Origin of the sequence: Gordonibacter sp. An230, from assembly GCF_002159915.1 — a bacterium.
Taxonomy (GTDB): Bacteria; Actinomycetota; Coriobacteriia; order Coriobacteriales; family Eggerthellaceae; genus Rubneribacter.
Genome location: NZ_NFJP01000018.1, coordinates 1 through 22,664 on the forward strand (window position 1 = coordinate 1; position 22,664 = coordinate 22,664).

The following is a 22,664-nucleotide window of genomic DNA, read 5'->3' on the forward strand; positions in this document are numbered from 1 at the left end:
GTGGGCTCGGAGATGTGTATACGAGAGAGGGGGTGGGGGCGTGTGGGGCATCGCTTGCGACGGCGGGGACTGCCGCAAAGACGGGCCTGATGCTGCTGACGCTCGATCCGCTTGTGCGGGAGGTTGTTCGCTTGGTGGCGTGCGCGTGCATCGGGGCGAGCATGTCGGTGCTCTTCATAGTTGCGATGGAGTGCCTCTCGGGTTTGGGGATACGCAGCGTCGGCAAAGCGCTCTCCCTCACCCTTCTCGGGGTGGCGGGCCTTTCGGCGGCGTTGTCGTCGCTTCCGGTTGGGCCGTTCGCTCTCGCCGCAAGCGTCTTGCCCGTTCTGATGGGCGTCGCGTTGATCGCTCGACGGGCGTTCGGGCGGAAGTCTCCCCTCGGGGCTTCCGTTCGCGAGACGCCTCCCCTTGCCCGCGAGAAGCTCGTCGTTCCCGTCAGGCCCATGATCATGATGGCGGCGGCCGAGTTCGCCGGGTGCTTCGCGACCTTCCCGTTCGCGGACGAGCGCACCTCTTCGCTATCGCTGGCGTTGGGGTGCGCGTGCGTGTCGCTTGTGTTTCTGGTCGGGTGCTTCGCGCTGGCTGATCGCTTCGATGTGAGGATGCTCTACCAAGTGTCGCTCCCGCTCATGGCCGGAGGGCTGCTCCTTGGCCCTTTGCTCTCGCAGCAGGCGCAGATCGTGTCGTGCGCGTTCGTGAACGCGGGCGTGCTCGGGTTTCTCCTCCTTTCCGTCATGGTTCTCAACGAGAACTGCCGCTGTCACGGGGTGCCTTCCGCATGGGCGTACGGCTTCCTCCGCTGCGCGCTTTTGCCCAGCCAGCTTGTCGGGGCGTGGCTTGTCTTCGCGGTGGGGGAGGGGCTGTTCGACTGGATGAAGGTGGAGGCGCTCTATTCGATCTCGATGCTATTGATCGTGGTGTCTTCTATGACCTTCCTGAACGAATACAACTTCATCCGAAGTTGGAGGCTGTCGCGCGAGGAGCCGGTCGGCGCCTGCTCGCAAGACGCGCTCAACTCGCAGGTGGCGCGCTGCGCGCTGCTCGCCCGCGCGTTCGGTTTGACGCGAAGGGAGGAGGAGGTCGTGGCGCTTGTGGCGCAGGGCAGGACGGTGCCGCAGGCGGCCGACGAGCTGTTCATATCGAGGGAGACGGCGAAAACCCATATGAAGCATGCGTACGCGAAACTCGGAATCCACACTAAGGGCGAGCTGCTGGATCGCGTTTACGGACAGGGGTCGGCGGGATCCGTCGGACACGGCGCGGAGGTCTCGGAAGACGGGGCGGGCAGCCGGTGACGTCGGCCGCTGTCGGGCGGGCGGCCGGTGACGCCGGGCGCTGTCGGGCGGGCTGCTGGTCGGGCGCGAATCGCGAGGGTCTGAGCTGCTCGCCGCTCCGGTGCGCCGGAGAAGGGGCATGCGAGGTCCGGTTGCCGCCCGGCGCGTTCGCTCGTCCCTTCCCTCGGAGTCGGAAGGGATGCGCGAAGGATTTCGCGTGAGGATGTTCCAATGTAATCCTAGGTTTTTGCTAGAATTAAAGGGGAATGGATTCCCGGGGGTCGGTCGCGTGCGGATTTCGGCGGCAGAGGCGGCGATGGCTGCGGAGGGGCGGCCTCCCGAGGCGCGTTCGGAAGGGCGTTGTCTTACGGGGCGGCGACTGTGGAGGCGGGACCCCTTGCCTCCTTCGATCACATGGCGCCGGGAAGGATAGCGCCCGCCTGCGCAGGCCCCGCCGCCTTCGGAGGGCCGAGGCTGCCGAGACATCCGGCTTCGTGCGGCCAAGGCCGTGCGAGTGAGCGTCGATGCGGCTGCTTCGACCGAAGCGCTCGTTCGGTTTCGAGGGTGCGGGGTTCGATGGGCTGGGCTCTGGGATTCGGACGGCCTTGGCGGTCGAGGGGCTCGGGCGGCTGCGGAGCGCATGGATGTTCGCGCTGCGGGGCCGCGCGGAGGGCGCGCTGCATCTCGCCTTGCGCGGTGCGATGCGGATCGGGCGCGGAGGGCCATGCGGGTCGGGGCGCTCGCCCGCCTGCGACCTAGTGTTGGAAACGTGCGCGAGAGAGGAATGGCGACGATGCTCGTGTCGACGAAAGGGCGCTATGCGCTGAGGCTCATGGTGCGGATTGCTCAGCTCGAATCGAGGGGCAGGGTGGCGTTGCGCGAGGTGTCGGAGCACGAAGGCATTTCCCTCAAGTACCTTGAACAGCTCGCCCGTCCGCTCGTGCAGGCGGGGCTTTTGCGCAGCGTGCGCGGGAAGGGGGGAGGTTACGCGCTTGTGAACGACCCCTCGACCGTGAAGGTTGGCGATGTCTTGCGCGCTGTGGAGGGCACGACTGCGCCGGTGGCGTGTCGTGCCCTCGAGGAGGGCGCGATGTGCCCGCGGGAGAGCTCGTGCGCCACCGTCCGGTTTTGGGAGGGCTTGGGCGAGGCGATCGAGCGCTATGTGGACGGTGCGACCCTCGCCGACCTCGCTTTCCCCGGCGCTTCCGCAAGCACCTGCCTCGATTGACGCCCTCGCCTTGACCGGCCGGAGGCGGCTTCCCCTCTCGATTTCGCCCCTTCTTCGGCTTTCTTGCCGCGTCGCGCGCTCGGCCTTCGGGTGCTTGGCGGGCGGGCGCGAAGCGATGCGCCCTCTTTGCGATTCTGACGCGTTCGCAACGCGGGCGCTACGGCTCGTCTTATGATGCGCCCCCCGGTCGGGATGGCGCGCCTTCCGCTCCTACAATGACGGAAACGCGTATCGCGCACGCATCGAAGGAGTCGCATGAAACGGGTAATCGTCATCGGGGCCGGCATCGGCGGCCTCGCGGCGGCCGTACGGTTGCAGCACGCCGGCTACGAGGTCGCCCTCTACGAAAAGGAGCCGCAGGTTGGCGGGAAGATGAGCCGTATCCGCGGGGACGGGTTCACCTTCGACGTCGGTCCCACCATCGTGATGATGCCCGCGTTGTACCGCGAGGCGTTCGAAGCGTGCGGGCGCGACGCCGACGATTACATTCCCATGGAGAAGGTCGAGCCGCTCATGGACGTCTCGTTCGGTCCGAACGAGCGGCTGCGCCTGTCGAACGACCTCTCGTCCGTCACCGAGGCGGTCGAGGCCGTGAGCGAGCGCGACGCGCAGGGCTACTTTACCTACCTCGCGCTGCTCTACAAACGCTACCTCATCGCGAAGGACAACTTCCTCGAGAGGTCGTTTCGCGGCCCGCTCGATTTCTACAATCCGAAGAGCCTCGTGGCGGGCGCTCGGCTGCACACGCTCGGGGACGCGTACTCGTCGGTGTCCAAATACGTGAAGGACGACCGGCTGCGCAAGGCGCTCGCGTTTCAGACGCTCTACATCGGCATCTCGCCCTACGAAGGGCCGTCGCTGTACATGATCATCCCGATGATCGAGCTTCTGTACGGCGTGTGGTTCATGAAGGGCGGCATGTACGCGATGGCTCAGGGCCTCGAGCGCCTGTTCCTCGAACAGGGTGGCGAGCTGCACCTTTCGACTCCGGTGGATCGCATCGCGATCGAGTTCGGCGGCGCGCGCGGCGTGGAGGCGGGCGGGAGGCTCGACCGGGCCGACTACGTGGTGTGCGACGCCGATTTCCCCTACGCGATGAAGCGCCTCGTGGGCGATGCCCGGGCGCGCGGGAAGTACACCGACGCCAAGATCGACTCGATGTCCTACTCGTGCTCGTGCTTCGTGCTCTATCTGGGCCTCGACAAGCGCTACGAGACCGATGCGGTGCATTCTATCCGCTTCGCGCCCGACTTCGAGCGCAATGTGGCCGACCTTTTCGACGACGAGCGCTTTCCCGACGACCCCTCGTTTTACTGCTACGCGCCCTGCTCCCTCGACGCATCGCTCGCGCCTGAGGGCTGCCAGACGCTTTACGTGCTCGTTCCGGTGCCGCCGTTGTCGGCGAACGGGCCCGCCTGGGGGCCCGCCGAGGTTGCCGCTCGACGCGATCTGGTGCTCGACCTCGTGGAGCGCGAGACGGCTTACGGCGATGTGCGCGACCATATCGTATTCGAACGCGCATTCACCCCGCTCGACTTCGCCGAGCGGTTCAACGCGTGCAACGGCGCGACGTTCGGCTTGCGTCCCACCCTGTTCCAGAGCAACTACTGGCGTCCTCACAACAAGGCGTCCGCGTGCGACAACCTGTACTTCTGCGGCAGCAGCGTGCATCCTGGCGCGGGCGTGCCCATCGTGCTTCTGAGCGCGAAGCTCGCCGTCGAGGAGCTTCTGCGCGACGACGGACGCGCGGCCGGGGCGGAGGGCGGCCGATGAGCGCGGTGGTCGACGCGCTCTTTGCTGAGCGGGAGGGGGACTTCGCTTGGTGCGAGTCGGTGATCGCGCGCAATTCGAGCAGCTTCCACCGGGCGTTCTCGGGGCTTCCGAAGCAGAAGCGGCAGGGCGTGTACGCGCTCTACGCGTTTTGCCGCGTTGCCGATGACTGCGCTGACCGCGAAGCGGACGAGGCTTCTCTCGACGCTCTGCGCGGCGAGCTCGACCGATTCTGCGCGGGCGAGGTCGCCGACACGCCTTTGTGGCGCGCGATGGAGGCCGTGTTCCTGGCGTTCGACATCGACGAGGGCCCTTTCTACGACATGATCGAGGGGCAACGGCGCGATCTGGCGTTCCGCCAGCCGGCCACCATGGAGGAGCTGGAGGAGTACGCCTATTATGTGGCGGGTTCGGTGGGGCTCATGCTGCTGCCGCTTCTGCGCGCGTCCGCGCCGACGGGCGGGCGTCTGCGCGAGAGCGGCGTGGCGCTCGGCGTGGCCATGCAGCTCACGAACGTTCTGCGCGACGTGGGCGAGGATCTCGAGCGCGGGCGCGTGTACCTGCCCGTATCGGTGCTCAAAGAGGCGGGTTGCACGCTCGACGGGTTTCGCGCGCACCGCGTCGACGATTCGTTTCGCCGTGCGTGGGAGGTCGTCGCGCGGCGCTCCGAGGAGCTGTACCGTCCGATGGAGCGCGACGTGTTCGAGCTGGACGAGGACAGCCGCCTTCCCACGCTTTCTTCGCTCGTGCTGTACCGGGCCATCATGGACGAGGTGCGCGCCTCGGGCTACGCGTGCCTGACGAGGCGCTGCTCGGTGCCGGAGCGCTCGGCGCGCCGGCTCGTGGCGGCCGCAGCGAACGCGCTTTCCGAGGGGCGGTGAGCCTGGTGGGAGATGCTGTGGGGGTTGCGCTGTCGGGAGCGTACGTGCTGGTCGTGCTCGCGGCGGCGTGGCTGCTCTCGAGAGCGGGCGCATCGGCCGAGACGGCGCGCAAGGTCGTCCACATCGGGCTGGGAGGCTGGTGGGTCATCGCGTCGCTGCTCGTCGGCTCGGCGCTGTGGGCCGCTGCGCTGCCGGCGGCGTTCGTCGTCGTGAACGGCATCGCGTACCGCACGCGGCGCCTTTCGTTCATGGCGCGAGAAGAGGGCGAGGACACGCCGGGCACCGTGTACTACGCGGCTTCCCTTGCCGTGCTCGCGTTCTGCGCGTTCGGCGTCGGCGAACCATACGTGGGCGCGCTCGGCGTGTTCTGCATGAGCTTCGGGGACGGCCTCGCGGCCGTGGCGGGACGACGCTTCGGTCGGCGGCGGATCGCCATCGCGGGCGGCGGCAAAACCGTCGCGGGCAGCGCGGCGATGTTCGTCGCGAGCTTTCTCTCGTGCGCGTTCGTGCTGGTAGCCGCACCGCCGGTAGGGGCGGGCGCGGCGGGCGGGGGAGGAGGCGCGCTTGCGGCGCCCGAGGTCGTGGCGGCGCTCGGCGTCGCGGCCGTGCTCGCGGTCGTGGCGACGCTGCTCGAGCTGCTCTCCTCCGACGGCTTGGACAACCTGACCGTGCCGCTTGGCGTTTCGGCTGTTTACGTGGCGCTGTTTTCACCGGGCTCGCCTCTCGCGCCGGTGGCTGCGGGACTTGCGCTTTCCGGTGCCGTGGCCCTCGCATCGCTCAGATTGCGGCTGCTCACGAAGCCGGGAGCGCTCGGGGCCGCGGTGGTGGGCGCGCTGCTGTTCGGCGTCGGAGGATGGCCTTTGTGGCTTCTGCTCATGTGGTTCTTCGGCAGCTCGAACCTCGCGTCGAGGGCGATGGCGCGCCGCGTTCGGACGGCGCGTGCGCGCGCCGAGGAGGATGAGCCGCACATGCGGCAGGCGCATCGGCAAAGCGGGCCGCGGAGGCTGCGCCAGGTGCTCGCGAACAGTGCGCCGGCCCTTCTCTGCGCGCTGGCGTACGCGGCTTCGGGCGACGGGTGGCTGCTCGTCGTGTCGGCGGGGGCGCTCGCTGCCAGCACCTCCGACACCTGGGCGTCGGAGGTGGGCGTGCACAGCAAGAACCCTCCTGTGGACATCCTCACGCGGGAGCCGTTGCAGCGCGGCCTTTCGGGCGGCGTGAGCCCGCTCGGGCTGGCGGCCACGTGCGCTGGCGCCGTCTCGACGGCGCTTTTGGCGACGCTTCTGTTCCGCGCGTTCGGCTTCGCGGTTCCGACGGGCCCCGACGCATTCCTCCTCATCGCGGCGTGCGGCGTGGCGGGGTCGCTCGTGGACAGCGTGCTGGGTGCGAGCCTTCAGGCGAAGTACCGCGATCCCGAGGCGGGGCGCATCGTGGAGAGGCCGCCAGCCTCGGGCACCGCGGCGGCGCTCGTGTCCGGGCGAGCGTGGGCCACCAACGACGCGGTGAACTTCATGAGCGGCGTCGCGGCGGTGGCGCTCGGCTTGATTGCGATCCTCTGATCCTTTGCCGTTTGGCGCTTGCGAGAGGCGCGCGGCTAGCGTCGCGCGCCGGAGGCCGGTTCGAGCCCGGCCGGGGCGTTGCGGGCGTCGGGCGCGAGCGGGCGGGTGCGCGGAGCGCGCTGCGCATCGAGTTCGACGAGCAGGGGGCGGGCTTGGGCGGGATCCTCGGCGGGGAAGTCGGCTCGGAAGTGCGCGCCGCGGCTCTCGGTGCGCACGATAGCGGCCTCGGCGAAGGCCTTTGCCAGCATGAGCTGGTTGCGCACGATAGCGGCCTCGGCGATCGCGGTCGCGTCTGATGCGGGGCGCACCTCGGCGCGCGCTCGCTCAGCGAGCTCGTCGATGGTCGCGAGCGCCCGTTCGAGCCCGTCTTCCGTGCGCACGATCATGCACGACTCCGTCATCGTGCGGCGCAGCAAGCGCGCGATCTCGGGCGCGTTGGGCAGCGCATGCCGAGGGACGTCTGCCGACAGCGCATCGCCGCTGCGGCGCACCTCGGCGCGCTCCTTGGACCAGGCCGCCGCAGAGCGTCCCGCGCGGCGGCCGAACACGAGGCCGTTCGCGCTCGAGAGCCCGCCGATGCGGTCGGCCCCGTGCATGCCCCCGGTCGCCTCGCCGCAGGCGAACAGGCCCGGCACGCCGCAGGATCCGTCGGCGTCGATGAGGATGCCCCCGTTGGCTGCATGGGCGTAGGGCGCGATGCGCAGCTCGTCGGTGGGCTGGATGCCCGCCGCCTCCTCGAGCCAGTCGAAGTAGGTGCGCACGAACTCGGGAAGCGCCGCGCTCTCGGCGCCGTCCTCTGCGTCCCCGATGCGGTAGCGCACTGCGAGCCCCTTCGGCCCTGCGGCGTCCATCGCGAGGTCGATCGCGCGAGATGCGAGTCGCGCGGTGAAGGGACCGTGCCCCGATCTCTCCTCGAGGAGCGCTTGAGCGTCGGACCGTCCCGCGAAGGGATCCGTGCCGTCGGGGTTGCGCAGGGCCACGTGGCGAAACGTCTTCTCGTTGAACACGATGCCGCGCTTGGGGCTCACAAGCCCCGGCATCATCTGCATGAACTCGAGGTTGACGAGCGCGCATCCATGGGCGAGCGCCACCGCGTGCGCACTTCCCGTCACGTCGTTGGCGGTGAGCCGCCGTTCGAACAGGCCGCCGAACCCGCCCGTGGCAAGCACCGTGGCTTTGCTGTCCACCGGCTCGAAGGCTGCCTTTCCGCGTGCGGCCAGCACTGCACCTGCGACGGCGCCGTCGCGTTCGACGAGGTCGACGAGCGTTCGCCCGGGCAGGACCTCCACGCCGAGCCTTTCAAGCTCGCGCCGCACCGCCTCCTCGTAGCTCTCGCGCACGATGCCGCGCCAGAGCCGGTGCTTCCGATCGAAGCAGGGGACGAACTCCCGCTCGTCGGGGCGGTCGGGGCGCATGAGGCGCACGCCCGCCGCCTCGAGCTCGTCGATGGCGGAGGGGATGTCCCGCACGAACACCGAGACGAGCTTCGGCAGCGCCGCTCCGCATCCCACTTCGAGGATCGCGCGGACGAGGTCGTCCTCGTCGTCGGACGATTCGGGCCCCACGAGCCCCAGGCCCCATGTGCCCGGATAGAAGCTCGAGCCCGAGAACAGCGCGCCCGCGCATGCGATGGCCGTCCGCGCTCCCGAGCGCGCCGCGTGCAGGGCGGCCGTGGTGCCGGCGATGCCGCCTCCGACCACGAGCACGTCGAATGTCCTCGTCGTTTCGAACTCCATGCGCTTCTCCTCCCTTGATCGGTCGTATCGGAACCTATCCTATCCGGGCCTCCTCGTCAAGCGCCGTGCAGGGGGGTCGGCCGTGCGCACGTTTCGTGGTTGCCTCGCTCCGTCGGTCGTTGCGCTGCGCCGCGCAAAGGGGGTGTGCGGACGTTTCATGGTCGTGCGGTAACGCTTGGATGAACTCCGCCGTGGCTCCATATCGCTTCGGTATGGTCGGGCGAGAGCGGCGAGCCCGGGTGCGACGTCCAACTGCGCGGGCGCTCGGTCGCTGGCCGCGCGGGCGCGGCGCGAAGTGCGGGAAAGGGAGACGATGGCGAAGGGCGAGCATACAGAGGATCGGCGGGGCGGTTTGTTCGATGATTTATCGTTTTCCCAGGTGGCGGCTGGTGCCCTCGCGGCGGTGACATCGATGCTGCTGGCGTCGCAGATCGGTATCTACGGATCGGCCATCGGCGTGGGCGTTGGCTCGGTGGTGTCGGCGGTGGCCTCGCAGCTGTACAAGAGGTTCCTCCAGCGGTCGGCCGACAAACTGCGCGAGCTCACGCCTGTGGAGATCGCCGGGTCGAAGGGGGCGGGAGGCGCCGCCTCTGGCGCATCGGCGCCCGCATGCTCCGATGCCGCCGATGCGGCCGGTGCGGCGCGTGTGGACGACGCCCTTAGAACCGGCGAGTCCGCAGTGCGGCGCGCTCGTGCCGAGCGTGCGCACAAGCGCAGGGTCAAACGCGGCGTGATGATCGTGTCCGTCGCGTCCGCGCTCGTCGCCGTCGCCGTGAGCGCCGTCGTCGTCGACCTCGCGTCGTCGGGCCAGGGCGTTGGTGCGAAGACCGAGCCCCTTCTGCCCGCGCGCAGCCAGCCGGCGGCTGTCGACGGGGACAGCGCAAGCGGCCAGGCGGGCCAGGACGCGCCCTCGCCATCCGACGCGCAGCCCGGTCCTGCGGAGGGCGACGATGCGGGCGCGCAGAATTCGGGCAAGGACGCCCCGAAAGACCAGTCGGGCGCGACGGCCGACCCCGGCACGGACGCGGGCAAGGACGACGGTTCGGCCGAGCCCGTCGGTCCGAACGCGGGCTCCGGTTCGGAAGCGAATCCCGATGCGGGCAGCGGCTCCGCTTCCGGCGGGTCCTCGACGCAACCGGACTCCGGCTCGTCGGGCGATTCCTCCGCCGATGGCGGGACAGGCGACGGCCGGGGCTCGTCTTCCGCATCCTCGCAGTGAGCCGCCGTCGGCAAGTTCGGCGTCCTGGCCGGGTCGAGCGCGCTTTCGCTGCGAGGCCCCTCCCTGCGGCCTGCGTCGCGGGGAGGGGGCCTAGCGCCGTTCGCTGCCCGCTCGCCCGGTTCTCACCCTCCCTTCGTCGACGATCCAGCGAGTGGTTGTGCAGGCCTCGAGGAAGGCCTCGTCGTGGGATACCACCACGAGCGCTCCAGGGTAGGCGGCGAGCGCCTGCTCGAGCGCTTCGGTCGAGTGGAGATCCAGATGGTTGGTGGGTTCGTCCATCACGATGAGGGCCGGGCCGTCGAGCGCGCCCTCGGCCAGCATGAGCTTGCGCAGCTCGCCAGGGCTCACGTCGCGGCCGGCCAGGATGCGCTCGGCGCTGGAGTTGAGCAGCGTGACGAACGACAGCAGCCGGCCGCGCCGCGCTTCGTCGGCGTCGTGCAGGCGGGCGAGCACGCGGTCGGCCTCGTCCCGGCTCACTTCCTGGGGGATGACGAGCGCGGGCACGTCGGCGGGCAGCTGGCGCAGCAGGTGGCGCACGAGAGTGGATTTGCCGCCGCCGTTCGGGCCGGATACGCCCACGTGATCAGTATGGCCGAGTGCCAGCTTCGGCAGCCGCAACTGCCCTCCTCCGCAAGGGATGCTGTGCTCCTCCATGAACAGGAGCGTCGCGCGCGGATGCGGGCGGGCGTCCATCCAGAGCGAGCCGTCGTAGCGCTTCGCGACGCGGATGGAGGCGGCTTTCTCGCTCGCCCGCGCAGCGCGGGCGTCCATGCGCGTGGCGAGCCTCCCGGCCTGTCCGTCCTTGCCGGAGAACACGGCGAGCTGTCGGCGACTCCGTCCGTCGCTATCGTGCTTGTCGAGGCGACGTGCGCTCAGGCGGCTTGCGGTGCGCGCAGCAAGGTGCGCCCGTGCGTCGGCCTCAGTCGCGAGGCGTGCAGCCTCGCGCTTGGCGGCCTCCTTGCGGGCGGAGACTTCGGCTCGTTCGCGCTCCTGCTCATTTCGGGCCTGGTCGTAGCTGCCGGGTCGCATGGTCCAGCTGCCGGCCTCGTTCATGAGGCAGCGATCGGCCAGCTGGTTGAGCAGCGCGCGGTCGTGCGAGATGAGGAGCCCTATGCCGCGGAACCTTTCGAGCGCGTGCGAGAGCGCCTCCCGGCAGCGCGCGTCCACGTGGTTCGTCGGCTCGTCGAGGGCGAGCACGGCGGGATTCTGCCAAAGCGCGCACGCAACTTGGATCTTCTTGCGTTCGCCGAAGCTCAAGGAGTCGAAGCGCCAGGGCATGTCGTCGTCGATCCCCAGGTTCTCGCGCAAACGTTGGGCCTCGCGCGAGAAGTCGCAGGAGAAGTCTTCCAGCATGTCGGGCGATGTGGAGGCGTCCTGCGGGCAGTACATGGCGGTCAGGCACGGGAACGCCGAGCCGGCATCGGGTGCGAGCAGGCCGCACGCGATGCGCGCGAGCGTGCTCTTGCCGCAGCCGTTGTCGCCGACGATGCCGCACCAGCCCTTTGCGAACGTGGCGGACACGCCGTCGAGCGCCGGTGCGGGCGAGCCGGGATAGGTGTAGCGGATGTCGTGCAAGGTGAGAACCATGGAGGCCTCCTTCGTGAAGGGGCCTGCGCGGATGTTCGCGGGCAGCGTCGCGTGCGAAGTGCGTGCATGTGCGTGTGCGGGGTGAGGGCGCCTATGAAGCTGCGATGCGGTTCCGCGCAGAGCCCGGCGCCGTGCGGGCGCCAAGGAATACGTCGGCTGAGGGGCATCGCTAGAACTTCATGTATCGCTCTCCTTGCAGAAGCGGCCGCTTGGCATTGGGGCGGTCGCGGGGCATGACGCCGTCAGTGTAGCACGTGCCGAGGCGCGGCGGCAAGCGTCGCGACCTCGGAAGAAGGGGGCTTGTGACCAAAAATGGCGAAAATCCGCCTTCTGCTCGTCGGTTTCCCCGGTCTCTCCTGTATTGCTCTTCGCTTTCGCAGATCAGGTGCATCTTCGAAAAGGGCATGGGCGCGCGTCGTCCAAGGGCGCGCCTGATGAAGGGGTGGGGGTCGCCGAATCTTGCAGCGCGCTCGTTTTTCGCCGTCGAGCCGCTGTTGGCGTGCCGCAGAATGGCGAGCTTCGCGTCGTCTCGAGTGGATCGGAAGCGTAAGGTCGAAGGGTTCCGCGCGATGCCGGCAGAAAGCATCGCGGACATTGCAGCGCGGGGTGTCCTTCCGCTCTTTTCGGGTTGCTGCGTTTTGGATGGCGCAAGCGCGCTATCGATCGGCCTCCGCCTCGAGGCGCGAGAGGCGCGTGCATTGTGCCGCCTTGCGAGCGACTCGAAAAGCGCAGGTGAGGCATTTAATCATTGGTAAGGAGGCGGAATCAGCGTCCGCCTTGCGAGCGACTCGAAAAGCGCGCGCATGCCGTCTGGCGTGCCGGTCCGCGGCAGTTCGGGCTCTGATTCTGCGTCTGGCGCGAGTGCGCAGTGGGCAAAAACGCGCAGATTCTCTATTCCCTTTAGAGCATAACCGGAACGATGAGCTTGTGATCGGGTGGTTTGCACCTTGGTTCTCCGAAAGGCTTCGGCGGGCTTCGAAGAACCTCGAGAAGCTAGAGAAACCGAGAGTTTTTGTCCATGACCATCGCAATCATATAATTTCGCTGTATGCTGGTTGCATGGAATTCGGCATCACCATACCCTTGCAGCGCCACCTGCGCTTGCCGCGGCCCGCGTACGGCGAAGTGGACGACCTCGCCTTCTGCTGGGAGGCTCATCGCGTGCTGTTCGGCGCCGCCGATGTGCTGCTGCTCGTGAACGCGAGCAGCCGGTTCGCGGCGTTCGCCCGCATGCAGCCGGGCGATTGGCGCTGCTGGCAGGATGCGGCGCTCGCCGCGTTGCGCGCCGCTCTCGCGGATGCGGGCTTTGACGCGTCGACGATCGACGCGTACCTGTTCTTCGGCGGCGCGCCTTCGGTAACGCGCACGCACGGACGTCGCCCCGTGGCATTCCTCAACGTGCTCGTGGAGAGGCTGCTGCCCCTTTCGCCCTCGCTTGACGTGCGCGAGCCGTTTCCGCTCGAGGCGTGCCGCATCGCGAACGAGCAGCTGCGCTGCAGGGCGGCTGGCTTCGAGGGGCTCGGCCTGCCGAGCGAGCGCTTCGCCGCCGACCTCGAGCGCCTGGGAATCGGATCGTCGGCGTAGGCGCGGCGGACGGCCGCGGCCGCAAATGCGTTGTCGCCCTAAACGGTCGTTTTTCGCGCCGAAACCGACCGTTTCGGGCGACAACAGGGGGGCGGGCTGTTCCGGCGAAGCGTTTCGGGCGCTGCGCCTCCACGACATGCTACCATGGTCGCCGACAGAAAGGACGGCAATGACTGCAGCGGGCGCGGGCGACACCGCCACCTCGAAACTCGAACCGATCATGGGACGCGACGGCCTCGCGCGGCTCGCGGCTTCCACCGTCATGGTGCTCGGGGTGGGCGGCGTGGGCTCGAACTGCGTGGAGGCGCTTGCGCGCGGCGGGGTGGGGCGCCTCGTCATCGTCGACCACGACGTGGTGCAGGCGAGCAACATCAACCGCCAGTCCATCGCGTTCACGAGCACCATCGGGCGCAAGAAGGTGGACGTGGCGCGCGCCATGGTGGCCGATATCAACCCCGCGGCGCAGGTGGAGGCGATCGACGAGTTCCTGCTGGCCGAGAACGTGCCGGCGTTCCTCGACGCGCACGCCGGCGGGGCGGACTACGTGGTGGACGCCATCGACACGATATCGGCGAAGCTCGCCGTGGCGCAGTACGCCGACGAGCGCGGGCTGCGCCTGATCAGCAGCATGGGCGCGGCGAACAAGCTGCGCCCCGAGTGCTTCCGCATGGCCGACGTGTACGACACGGTGAACTGCCCGCTCTGCCGCATCATGCGCAAGGAGGGGCGCAAGCGCGGCATCCGGCATCTGCGCGTGCTGTACTCGTGCGAGCAGCCGGTGGACGTGCCCGTGCGCGAGGGCGCCGCGCGCCGCGAGCGGTCGAACCTCGGCACGGCGTCGTACGTGCCGCCCATCATGGGCCAGATGATAGCCGGCGAGGTGATCTGCGCGCTGGCGGGGATCGAGCGCGCATGAGCGAGGTGCCCTCCAGTCGTTCCGGGCGAGAGCGCCAACCCGGCCCTCGTCGTTCTGGGCGGAGCGCGCAATGGGAAGTCGAAGGTTCCCGCGCGGCGTCGACGGGCGGCGTCTCTGTCGGTATCGAACGGAGCCCCTCGACCCCTCGACCGCGCCATCCCGATCGCGATGGCGGAAGATGCGCGTCCGAAGCTTCTGCCCGGGATGGCGGCCTGATCGGTCTGCGGATGTTCGATATGCACTGCCATCTGGACTTCGACGCCGATCCCCGTGCGCTCGCGGACGGGTTGGCGGCGTGCGGGACGGGCGCGTTCTCGACGACGGTGACGCCTGCGGGCTTCGACCGGGCCGCGCGCCTGCTCGCGCCGTGCCCCAACGTGTGCGCGGGGGCGGGGCTGCATCCCTGGTGGGTGGAAGAAGGGCCGGCGGGCGAGGCGGCCGTCGAGCGCGCCGTTGCGAACGCGGCCGCGTCGCGCTATGTGGGCGAGGTGGGGCTCGACTTCGGCCCCAAGCACGTGGCTACGCACGGGGCCCAGGTGGCGGCGTTCGATCGTATCGTCGCAGCCTGCGCGGCGGAGGGCGGCAAGGTGCTCTCGATCCACGCCGTGCGCTCGGCGGGAACCGTGCTCGACGTCCTCGAGCGCTACGGCGTCCTCGACGGCAGCGCCTGCATCCTCCACTGGTTCTCCGGCACGTCCGACGAGCTGCAACGCGCCGCGAAGCTCGGCTGCTTCTTCTCCGTGGGCCCGCACATGCTGGCCTCGAAGCGCGGTCGCGCCTACGCGCAGGCCATCCCGCGAGACCGCCTGCTGCTGGAAACCGACGAGCCGCCCGAGGCCGGCCCGGCCGTGCCGGCGGGGGAGTTCGCTCGCCTGCTGGAAGGCGCCCTCGACGAGATCGCCCGCCTGCGCCGCGAGGATGTCGAGGTGCTCGCCGACTGCGTTGTGCGCACCAGCCGGGAACTGCTGGCGTTCACTTAATGCAGGTCGCATCGGCTTGCGGCCCTTTCGAGCGCGCACAGGCGTCGAGCTTTGCAGCCGCCGCGCATTCGCGAAGGGCCTCGATTCGTGCGCGCGGCATCTGTCCCTCGCGCTTGCCGATGCGCTCGCGCAAGTGAAAATGTTTTCGCACCATCGTGCCTGATCAGGTTGCTCGTCTGGTCCATTGGCGATTGGCCGGGCGCGCGGATGCGTGCCCGGCCGGCGGAAGGAGGCAGGAGGTTACGCCTTCGCGATCAGCTCGCGGGCGGCGATGCGGCCGAACACCATGCACTCGGTGATGTTGCCGCTGCCCTGGTACTTCGCAGCCCAGATGGAGCCGAACTCGCCCGACGAATACAGGTTGGGGATGGGCTCGCCGTCCACATCGAGGATCTGCGCCTTTTCGTTACGGCGCGGGCCGTCGTCGGTGTTGAGGATTTCGGGGATGCAGGGGATGGCGAAAAACGGCGGCGTGCTCACCGGTGCCATCTGGTCGGAGGGGCGGTGGAACTGCTCGTCCACGCCCTTCTCGCACGAGGCGTTCCATACGTTCACGGTGTTCACCAGCTCGTCCACCGGCACCTCCATGAGCGCGGCCAGCTCCTCGATGGTGTCGGCCGTCAGCGCGTAGCCGTCGGCAACGGCGTCGATCGTCGGGTCGATCTCGGTCTTCTCGGTCTGGTTTTGCAGCGTGTTGTTGATCACGTCCTTGCCCATGTAGGCGCCGAAGCGCTTGCCCTCGGAGTCGTACACGAACCACTGCTTGTCGGGCAAAGGCAGCATCCTCCACTCGCCGCCGAAGTTCTGGTGGCCGTGGCGGCAGCCGTAATGCAGCGACAGCGGGCCCTCCTCGCCCTTCGTGAACATGGTGGTGCCTTCCCACTCCTGATAGAAGCGGCGCCCGTTCACGCCTACCACGATGCCGAGCGCCTTCTTGAGGCTGCGGTAGGGCATGGTCTTTTCGCCATCGAGGCTGATGCCGTTCGACCAGGCGCCCGCGAAGCTGTTCATGTGCCACATGCCGGCGCCGAGCTTCGCGCAGATGCGATGGCCATCGCCGGTGTTGAGCGAGGCGCCCGCTGCGTGCATGCGTTCGAACGACAGATAGTCTTGCAGCATCTCGGGGTCGTTCTCGAAACCGCCGCAGGTCATGACCACGCCCTTGCGCGCACGCGCGTACACGCTCTTGCCCTTGTCCTCGTACACGCCGCCGAGCACGGCCTTCGTCTCGGGATCCTGCACGAGCGCGGTCAGGGGTGCGTTCGTCTTGCGCGTCACCTGCTCGGGGTACTCGTCGAGCACCGCGCTCAGAAACTTGCTGATATGCTGGCGGTTCTCGTCGGCGTTGTCGCTTTTGAACTGGCATTTGGAAAACGAATCGGAGTTCTCCAGCTCGAACCACTCGGCCTTGCCGTCGCCTTGCGGCGTGATCTTCACGTCGTCTTCGGTCATGCCCAGCCCGGTGAGCCAATCCCAGTTCTCGGCTGCGCCCCGTGCGTACGTCTCGTAGACGGAGGCGGGCGTGGCCGTCATGCCGCCGAGCATCGCCTTCATGTACACGGCGAAGGCGTCCGGGTCCTCGGTGATGTGGAACGACCCGCTGCACACCGGCGAGTTGCCGCTGCCGATGGGCGTCGCCCCTTTTTCCAGCAGAAGCGTGGTGTTGTCGCCGCCCTCGGTGGCCATCGCGACGGCTGTGGCGAGGCCTGCCGCGCCCGCGCCCACCACGACGACGTCGTACTCCTCGTCCCAGGAGATGTCGGCGACGGAGGTCGCGGCGTCGTTCGCGGCGTTCTGCGCCGGCTTCGGCCCGCATCCGGCCAATCCGAGCGCAGCGGCGCCCAACGCGGCCATGCCGCTCGTCTTGATGAAGTTGCGGCGTGAAACCATGTCCTTCTGTTCCATGTCTCCTCCTCGGTTCGTGCTTCTTCGCGAGCGCTCCTGCGCTCGCCGTCGTGCTGTTCCGCCCGTACAGCCTATGTCGGCGAGGGCGTGCGGGATGAGACCCGGAAGGGAGCAAACGCCTGATGGGCGTGTCGCCCGATTCGGGTGAACTTGCTTTCGCGCGCGCTGGGGAAAAGACGCGCGTGTTGTTTGGTGCGATAATGCGGGGCGTGAAAGGGGGAGGCATGGAAAGCAAACGGGACGGCGGGGGGTCGCGGGCGGGCACCGTGGCGATGGCCGTGGGGTTTTTCGTGTGGTACACGTGCTCGAACTGGGTGAGCGCTCTCACCTACGGCGCCTCGTTCTCGTTTTGGTGGCTTAACAAGTCGGGCGCCGTCGTGATCGTCACCGTGCTCGCGTGCGTTGTCTTGTGGCGCGTACCCGTTCCCAGGCGCGTTGGGAGGGCGCTCGATTGGGCGTTCGCCGCCGTATACGCCGGTTCGTTCATCGTGCTGTCGGGCGGAGCGGGCCTGTTGGAGCCGCTCGGGGACGTGGTCGGCCTCCTGCTGTTCGCGGCGGCGCAGACGTGGATGGTCGCGCGGTGGGGGTTGTGCTACGCGCGCTCGTCCACCGACGACGTGACGCGTGCGCTGCTGTTGGCCATCGCGTTGGTGGCTGCAGTGAAGTGCGTGACCACGTTCCTTCCGGAGGCGGCTACGATGGCGCTTATGCTAGCCCTGCCGTTCCTGTCAATGGGGATGCTCGCGCTGCGCCAGCGCAACGCGGGAGGAGAGCGTCCTGCCGAGCGGTGGTTCGCGCGTTCATCGCTGCCCTCGTTCGGTCGTATCGTGGCGGCGGTGGCGGTGTTCTTCTTCATCTGGTCCATCCTGAACATGACGCTGAAGTACGGCACCGGCCACTACAGCTTCGGCACGGCCGCCACGCCCCTTTACACGCTGTTGTCCCAGATCATCCTCTTCGCGTTCTGCGCGTTCGTGTACGTATGGGTGTTTGCGCGCCGCCGCCATCTCGACATAACAGTGGTGTGGCGCTTCACGTACGTGCTTATGGCGCTCGCGCTGTTCATGCTCACTGCGTTCGGCATGGCGCAGTTCATCCAGGCGTTCACGGGTGCTGCCGTGGTGGTGGCGAAGATGTTTCTGTGGCTGGGCTTGGCGAACGTGGCGCACCACGGCCCATTCAAGCCATTCATGGTATTCCTGCCCGGCATGCTGCTGTACTCGCTGCCCGATTGGCTCGGGCGCAGCGCCGCGTCGTTTCTGGGACTGGAGTCGCTCAACCCCGCCATCGCATCGTTTTTGCTGGTGGTGGCTGTGGTGATGGTGGCGTTCTTCCTGCCGTCGCGCTCGCCCGATGTGCAGCGCTTGCTGTCCGACCTGAACGACGAGGGACGACGGGCCATCGGTGACGGCGACGGCATCGACGAGCGCTGCCGCGCGGTGGGGGAGCGCCGCGGGCTGTCGCCGCGTGAGATCGAGATCATGCAGTACCTGTGCAAGGGCCGCTCGCGCCCCTACATCGCTGAGACCTTGTACCTGTCGGAGAACACGGTGCGCACCCACTCGCGCCGCATCTACGGCAAGCTCGACGTGCACAACAAGCAGGAGCTGCTCGATCTCGTGCGCGGGGAGTGAGGCGCGTAGGGGCGTAGTCGGCGTGGTCCGGCCCGCCCTCGCCAGAGCGCGTGTCCGGACCGCTATCGTCCACGAGATTGCTCGATGCGATGCCGCTGCGCTCGGGTTCGGCGACGGAGCAGCATGACGGAAGCGCTTCGGGGCCGGCCAGCTCCGCATCGTTCTCGTCGGGGTCGCTTGGCACGCAAGCCGTCTGCGACTCGACTCCCTGCGGCACGCCGTCGAGCGAGGTCGAACTCGCCGCAGCGCGTCCGGCTCGTCAGAGGGGCGTGGTGAAGGAGCGGGGTGCCGTCAGCGGGGTGCGGGGTGCTCGGACTCAGCTAGGGAAGCCCTCTTCGCCGTGCTGCGCAGGGCGATCAGCGGGGCATTGCGCGTTTGCTCGTGCGCATCGCGGCATGCTCGAAACAAACGAACGCTCCGCAGACGCCGTCCCAATATTGGGCATGCGGTGGATTTGCAGAGAAGGTTGCTGCTAAAGTGATGAGCGAAACGGTTGTCGAATGAATCGTATCGGCATGCGCGCGTCAAGAGCGCGCGATGTTTTCGAGTGTTTCCATGATCGGATTTCGTGAAATGGAGGGCCTATGTCTCTGTCTTCGATGAGAGCCAAAGCCGCGCTGTTCGTCGCGTCCTTCGCGCTTGCGGCGCTGTTCTTGGGCGCGCCGGCCCGCCCTGCGCTTGCCGACGAGGCGGCAGCCGCAGGCGACGCGCCCGTTCTGGCCGAAGGCTCGCAAGACGGCCTCGTGCTGAGCGTGACGGCGGACAAGGGCTCCTATGCCGTGGGCGATGCGGCGGTCATCGGTTTTTCGGTGGAAAACGATGGGCCGCGCGCCGCATCGAACGTGAGCGTCAGCCTGAATCTGCCCGATTCCATGAAGGCGGAAGACCCCGGCTCCCTGTCTGCCTCTATAGGAACCATGGCCGTGGGAGAGCGCAGAACTTTCGAGGTGCGCGCCTCAGTCGAGGCTTTGGGATCCCAGGGCGGGGGAACGGGCGCCGATGGCCCGGTCGGTTCCATCCTCGAGCCCCTCGGCCGCCTGCTGCCGACGGGCGACCCGTTTGCGCTTTTGATGGCGGGTGCCGCCTTCTTTGCGCTCGCGGCCTTCGTCGTGCTGGCCTTCGTCTTCACCGGGAAAAGGCGCGCAGGGCGCGGGCGGTCCCCTTTGACCGTGCTTCTGGTCGTCGCGCTGGTTGCGGGTACGCTGCCTTCCTTCGAGCCTACGGCGAAAGCCCATGCCGACGAAGCGTCTGGCGCTTCGCTTTCGGCCCAGGCGAGCGTCTTCGTTGACGGCACGCCCCAGAATGTGGGGGCCGTCGTCTCCTACGATGCCCCGCCGCCGCTCGACCCTGCCGTTCCCGTGCACAGCGTCGGCTATATGCTCGGCATTTCAGACGTGTTGGTGAGCAACCGCGATGCGTTCGAACCGCGCGACATCGTCGAGGGGGAGCGTCTCGCGCGTCCGGAGGATCCGGTGTCGCCCGTCGCCGACTTCGCCGGGTGGTACGCCGATATGGCGCTCACTCAGCCCTTCGATTTCGACGCCCCTATCGTCAAGGACACCGTCCTTGTGGCGAAATGGGTCATGGACGAGACGGACTCCGACAACGACGGCCTTCCCGACGGCCAAGAGGAGTTTGTGGGCAGCGACCCCCACAGCCCCGACACCGACGGGGACGGTTTGACCGACGGCTGTGAGGTGGAGCTTGGAACGAGCCCCCTTGTGCCCGACACCGACGGCGATGGCGTGTCCGACTACGACGAGGACTACGACATGGATGGGCTTTCCAACGGTCGCGAGATAGAGTTGGGCACCGACCCGTTGAACCCCGACACCGACGGCGACGACCTCTCCGATGGCCGCGAGATGGAGTTGGGCACCGACCCGTTGAACCCCGACACCGACGGCGACGGGGTGGACGACGCCTCGGAGGTGCTGATCGGCACCGATCCCCTTGTCCCCGCCGAGAGCTTTCCAAGCATGGTTTCCTCCGAGCCGGTGACCGAGGACAACCTGGTGGCCGCTTCGGTTAAGGTCGAGCTTGACGCCCCCCAGGTGGGCACGCTGGAGGTGGCGCGCGCCTCTGCGACTGACGAGCCGCTGGTGGACTCGTCCATTCCCGGCTACATGGGCGCCGCCTACTCCTTCACCGTGAACGGAGAGCCGCGTGATGCCGTCATCACCTTCTCCTACAACCAGGATGTGTTCGGGCTGCCCAACGACGGCTTCAGCCCCAGCATCTACTACGTGAACCACGAGACGGGCACGCTCGACAAGCTGGAGAACCAGACGCGCGAGGGCAACACCGTGTCCGCCCCGGTGACCCATTTCTCCACGTACGTTCTGATCAACGACGTTCCCTTCGGTAAGGCGTGGGAAGCCGATATCCTGCCTCCCATGCAGGGGAACGGGGCCATCGACATGGTCTTCGCCATCGACCGGTCGAAGAGCATGAACTACAACGATGCCGCTGATCTGCGCAAGCTGGTCTCGAAGCAGTTCGTCGACAAGCTGAAGGAAGGCGTTGATCGGGCGGGCGTCGTCACGTTCACCCGCAAAGCTCAGGTCGACAGCGATCTCTCCTTTGACAAAGAGGCGCTCAAGGCGGCTGTCGATGGGATTGTGAACGACAGCGGTTATGGAGCGTATTCGGGAACGGACGGCAGCGCGGGGATCTCCGCCGCGCTCGAGATGCTCGCCGAATCCGACGCCCCCAACAAGTTCGTCTTGTTCCTGACAGACGGGGAGGATTCGTCGCCGCCTTCGATCCCGTATGCCGACATTGAAGCGACCGCGCAGGCGCAAGGTGTCGCCGTCTACACCGTTGGCTTAGGCTCTGATCCCGACAAGGAGCTGCTCATGCAGATCGCCGAGGCCACCGGCGGCAAGTACTACGAGGCGAAGGCGGGGCTCGATCTCGACGAGATATTCGACGAGATCGAGGGCGAGACGATCGACCTCACGCTCGATTCCAACGCCGACGGCATCCCCGACTACTACAACGAGCGCATCAAGGCGGGCACCATGCTGCTCTCGAACGGCTCGCGCCGTCTCGCGGGCATCGACTTCAACCTCGACAAAGACGGGAACCCGTCAGACGACTACGACCACGACGGCGTGAAGAACGGCGACGAGCTGCGCATCGTGACCACGCCGGCCGGAGGCGTGTACCTCGCCATGGACTCCGATCCGCTCACCGCCCCGCCTGAGCCGTCCGACCCGTCCGAGTACGACCCCTCCAGGGACACCGAGACGCTGCTCAACGACGCGCTGTACTGCTATCCGGCCGCGGTTGCGGAAAAGAGGGACGACTTCCTCGGCGCGCTCGATGCTGCGCTCGGGTTCGTCTTCGGGGCGAACAAGGACACGGTCACCCGCGGGATGCTCGTGGACTACATGAGCGACTACGCGGCCAGCACGAAGGCCGCCGAGGCCGCCTGCGAGCGCGACGCCATGATCGATGTCCTCGAGCAGATGCGGGCCGCGATCAGCACGGCGATCGCTGACGGCACCGCCGCGCTGGACAACGCCAACGGGGTGGTCAACGACATCAACTCACTGCTGGATAGGCTGCTCAAATCGGCGCCTGACGTTTCCCTGGAGATCAGGGAGAGGTTCGAGACCGTCGTGACGACCGTGGAGGAGATATGCCCGGGCCGGGTGTACACCGTGACGACGCGCGCCCTCTCCGTCGAGGCGCGGCGGGTCGTCAACCTGACCGCGGCGGCGCAAGGCGCTGCGGATGAGATCGACCGGCTCACCAACAATGTGACTGCGACGATGACCGCCTTTGACGCGCTCTCCTCCATCACGACGTGCGGGAAGGTGGGCGCGAACAACGCGGTGTTCTCCGCGAACGCCGAGATGCTCGCCGATCTGAAGGAGAACGGATCCGACGACAATGTGCGAGGCGCGGCCGGCACGGTGCTCGATATGCTTGCCGGCAACTACGCGAGTGCGATGTGGAGCATAGCTGGAGAGGCCGGCTTGGCCGCAGGGATGGCGGTTCTCGAGTTCTTCGTGTCCAAAAATCCTGTCGGACTTGCCGTCGTTTCCGTCAGGGATGCCGTGGACGTGGTCTTCGGGTTGGGCGAGCACTACGAGCAGGGCTTCCAGATGCTCTGCATCGACGAGATCACCTCGTCCGCCCGTCGTCTGCACGCCCGCTCCCAGGGCCTTGAGCGGACGCTTTCCCTGACGGATGTCGCCCAGACGCGCATCTTGGGCGAGCGCGCGTGCGCGGGCTACGAATCCGTCCACGGGATCGCGGGCGCGTTTCTGGAGTTAATCGGCCAAGGCTACGACGACTCCTGGCTCGAGGGGCGCGAGAGCATGGTGCGCGCGGCCGCCGGCAGGCTCGGGCTCGACATGGCGTGCTGAGCGGGGAGGAGACGA

At 67.8% G+C, this 22,664-nt stretch carries 14 protein-coding genes; 11 read left to right on the top strand and 3 right to left on the bottom strand.

The window, feature by feature from the left end:
- From B5F40_RS10060 to B5F40_RS10080, 5 genes are all read left to right on the top strand, one after another.
- A partial coding sequence (locus tag B5F40_RS10060; RefSeq protein WP_204217374.1) for a response regulator transcription factor occupies positions 1-1,295 on the top strand: 1,295 nt, incomplete at its 5' end.
- A gap of 772 nt (positions 1,296-2,067) precedes the next feature.
- On the top strand, positions 2,068-2,502 hold the full coding sequence (locus tag B5F40_RS10065; protein WP_087194211.1) for an RrF2 family transcriptional regulator: 435 nt from the start codon (positions 2,068-2,070) through the stop codon (positions 2,500-2,502).
- A gap of 255 nt (positions 2,503-2,757) precedes the next feature.
- Positions 2,758-4,275 (top strand): phytoene desaturase family protein, encoded by a 1,518-nt coding sequence (locus B5F40_RS10070; RefSeq protein WP_087194212.1) that lies wholly within the window; start codon positions 2,758-2,760, stop codon positions 4,273-4,275.
- Entirely contained in the window at positions 4,272-5,153 is an 882-nt protein-coding gene (locus B5F40_RS10075) for a phytoene/squalene synthase family protein (RefSeq protein ID WP_087194213.1), read from the top strand. Before B5F40_RS10070 ends, B5F40_RS10075 begins: the two co-directional genes overlap by 4 nt.
- Positions 5,150-6,709 carry a DUF92 domain-containing protein gene (locus tag B5F40_RS10080; protein ID WP_239443001.1) on the top strand — a complete coding sequence of 520 codons (1,560 nt, stop codon included), beginning with the start codon at positions 5,150-5,152 and terminating at the stop codon, positions 6,707-6,709. The genes B5F40_RS10075 and B5F40_RS10080 overlap by 4 nt, the downstream gene beginning before the upstream one ends.
- A 35-nt stretch (positions 6,710-6,744) precedes the next feature.
- On the opposite strand, the gene B5F40_RS10085 is transcribed toward B5F40_RS10080, so the two are convergent.
- Positions 6,745-8,445 carry an FAD-dependent oxidoreductase gene (locus B5F40_RS10085; protein WP_087194214.1) on the bottom strand — a complete coding sequence of 567 codons (1,701 nt, stop codon included), beginning with the start codon at positions 8,443-8,445 and terminating at the stop codon, positions 6,745-6,747.
- Positions 8,446-8,758: 313 nt separating this feature from the next.
- On the opposite strand from B5F40_RS10085, the gene B5F40_RS10090 reads away from it, so the two are divergent.
- Entirely contained in the window at positions 8,759-9,664 is a 906-nt protein-coding gene (locus tag B5F40_RS10090) for a hypothetical protein (RefSeq protein ID WP_087194215.1), read from the top strand.
- A 90-nt stretch (positions 9,665-9,754) separates the two neighbouring features.
- Here the strand turns inward: B5F40_RS10090 and B5F40_RS10095 are convergent, their stop codons facing one another.
- Complete coding sequence (locus B5F40_RS10095; protein ID WP_087194216.1) at positions 9,755-11,251, bottom strand: ATP-binding cassette domain-containing protein; 1,497 nt, start codon at positions 11,249-11,251, stop codon at positions 9,755-9,757.
- Positions 11,252-12,310: 1,059 nt separating this feature from the next.
- Here B5F40_RS10095 and B5F40_RS10105 point away from each other — a divergent pair.
- The 3 genes from B5F40_RS10105 (at position 12,311) to B5F40_RS10115 (ending at position 14,731) form a co-directional block, all read left to right on the top strand.
- On the top strand, positions 12,311-12,835 hold the full coding sequence (locus B5F40_RS10105; protein ID WP_087194264.1) for a DUF6933 domain-containing protein: 525 nt from the start codon (positions 12,311-12,313) through the stop codon (positions 12,833-12,835).
- Positions 12,836-13,004: 169 nt separating this feature from the next.
- Entirely contained in the window at positions 13,005-13,751 is a 747-nt protein-coding gene (locus B5F40_RS10110; protein ID WP_087194218.1) for a tRNA threonylcarbamoyladenosine dehydratase, read from the top strand.
- Positions 13,752-13,978: 227 nt separating this feature from the next.
- On the top strand, positions 13,979-14,731 hold the full coding sequence (locus B5F40_RS10115) for a TatD family hydrolase (protein ID WP_224758777.1): 753 nt from the start codon (positions 13,979-13,981) through the stop codon (positions 14,729-14,731).
- 240 nt (positions 14,732-14,971) lie between these two features.
- Here B5F40_RS10115 and B5F40_RS10120 read toward each other — a convergent pair whose 3' ends face one another.
- Complete coding sequence (locus B5F40_RS10120; RefSeq protein WP_087194220.1) at positions 14,972-16,636, bottom strand: FAD-dependent oxidoreductase; 1,665 nt, start codon at positions 16,634-16,636, stop codon at positions 14,972-14,974.
- Between the two features lie 224 nt (positions 16,637-16,860).
- Between B5F40_RS10120 and B5F40_RS10125 the strand changes: the two genes are divergently transcribed.
- Together B5F40_RS10125 and B5F40_RS10130 are read left to right on the top strand one after the other, a co-directional pair.
- Complete coding sequence (locus B5F40_RS10125; protein ID WP_162610954.1) at positions 16,861-18,270, top strand: response regulator transcription factor; 1,410 nt, start codon at positions 16,861-16,863, stop codon at positions 18,268-18,270.
- A gap of 584 nt (positions 18,271-18,854) precedes the next feature.
- Positions 18,855-22,649, top strand: coding sequence for a VWA domain-containing protein (locus B5F40_RS10130; RefSeq protein ID WP_087194221.1), 3,795 nt, complete (start codon positions 18,855-18,857; stop codon positions 22,647-22,649).
- Positions 22,650-22,664 lie beyond the last annotated feature (15 nt).

Excerpts from the sequence above, each read along its gene's own strand:
- B5F40_RS10065 (WP_087194211.1), top strand. The coding sequence starts at position 2,068 with ATGCTCGTGTCGACGAAAGGGCGCTATGCGCTGAGGCTCATGGTGCGG.
- B5F40_RS10070 (WP_087194212.1), top strand. The coding sequence starts at position 2,758 with ATGAAACGGGTAATCGTCATCGGGGCCGGCATCGGCGGCCTCGCGGCG.
- B5F40_RS10075 (WP_087194213.1), top strand. The coding sequence starts at position 4,272 with ATGAGCGCGGTGGTCGACGCGCTCTTTGCTGAGCGGGAGGGGGACTTC.
- B5F40_RS10085 (WP_087194214.1), bottom strand. The coding sequence starts at position 8,445 with ATGGAGTTCGAAACGACGAGGACATTCGACGTGCTCGTGGTCGGAGGC.
- B5F40_RS10090 (WP_087194215.1), top strand. The coding sequence starts at position 8,759 with ATGGCGAAGGGCGAGCATACAGAGGATCGGCGGGGCGGTTTGTTCGAT.
- B5F40_RS10095 (WP_087194216.1), bottom strand. The coding sequence starts at position 11,251 with ATGGTTCTCACCTTGCACGACATCCGCTACACCTATCCCGGCTCGCCC.
- B5F40_RS10105 (WP_087194264.1), top strand. The coding sequence starts at position 12,311 with ATGGAATTCGGCATCACCATACCCTTGCAGCGCCACCTGCGCTTGCCG.
- B5F40_RS10110 (WP_087194218.1), top strand. The coding sequence starts at position 13,005 with ATGACTGCAGCGGGCGCGGGCGACACCGCCACCTCGAAACTCGAACCG.
- B5F40_RS10115 (WP_224758777.1), top strand. The coding sequence starts at position 13,979 with ATGTTCGATATGCACTGCCATCTGGACTTCGACGCCGATCCCCGTGCG.
- B5F40_RS10120 (WP_087194220.1), bottom strand. The coding sequence starts at position 16,636 with ATGGAACAGAAGGACATGGTTTCACGCCGCAACTTCATCAAGACGAGC.
- B5F40_RS10125 (WP_162610954.1), top strand. The coding sequence starts at position 16,861 with ATGGAAAGCAAACGGGACGGCGGGGGGTCGCGGGCGGGCACCGTGGCG.
- B5F40_RS10130 (WP_087194221.1), top strand. The coding sequence starts at position 18,855 with ATGTCTCTGTCTTCGATGAGAGCCAAAGCCGCGCTGTTCGTCGCGTCC.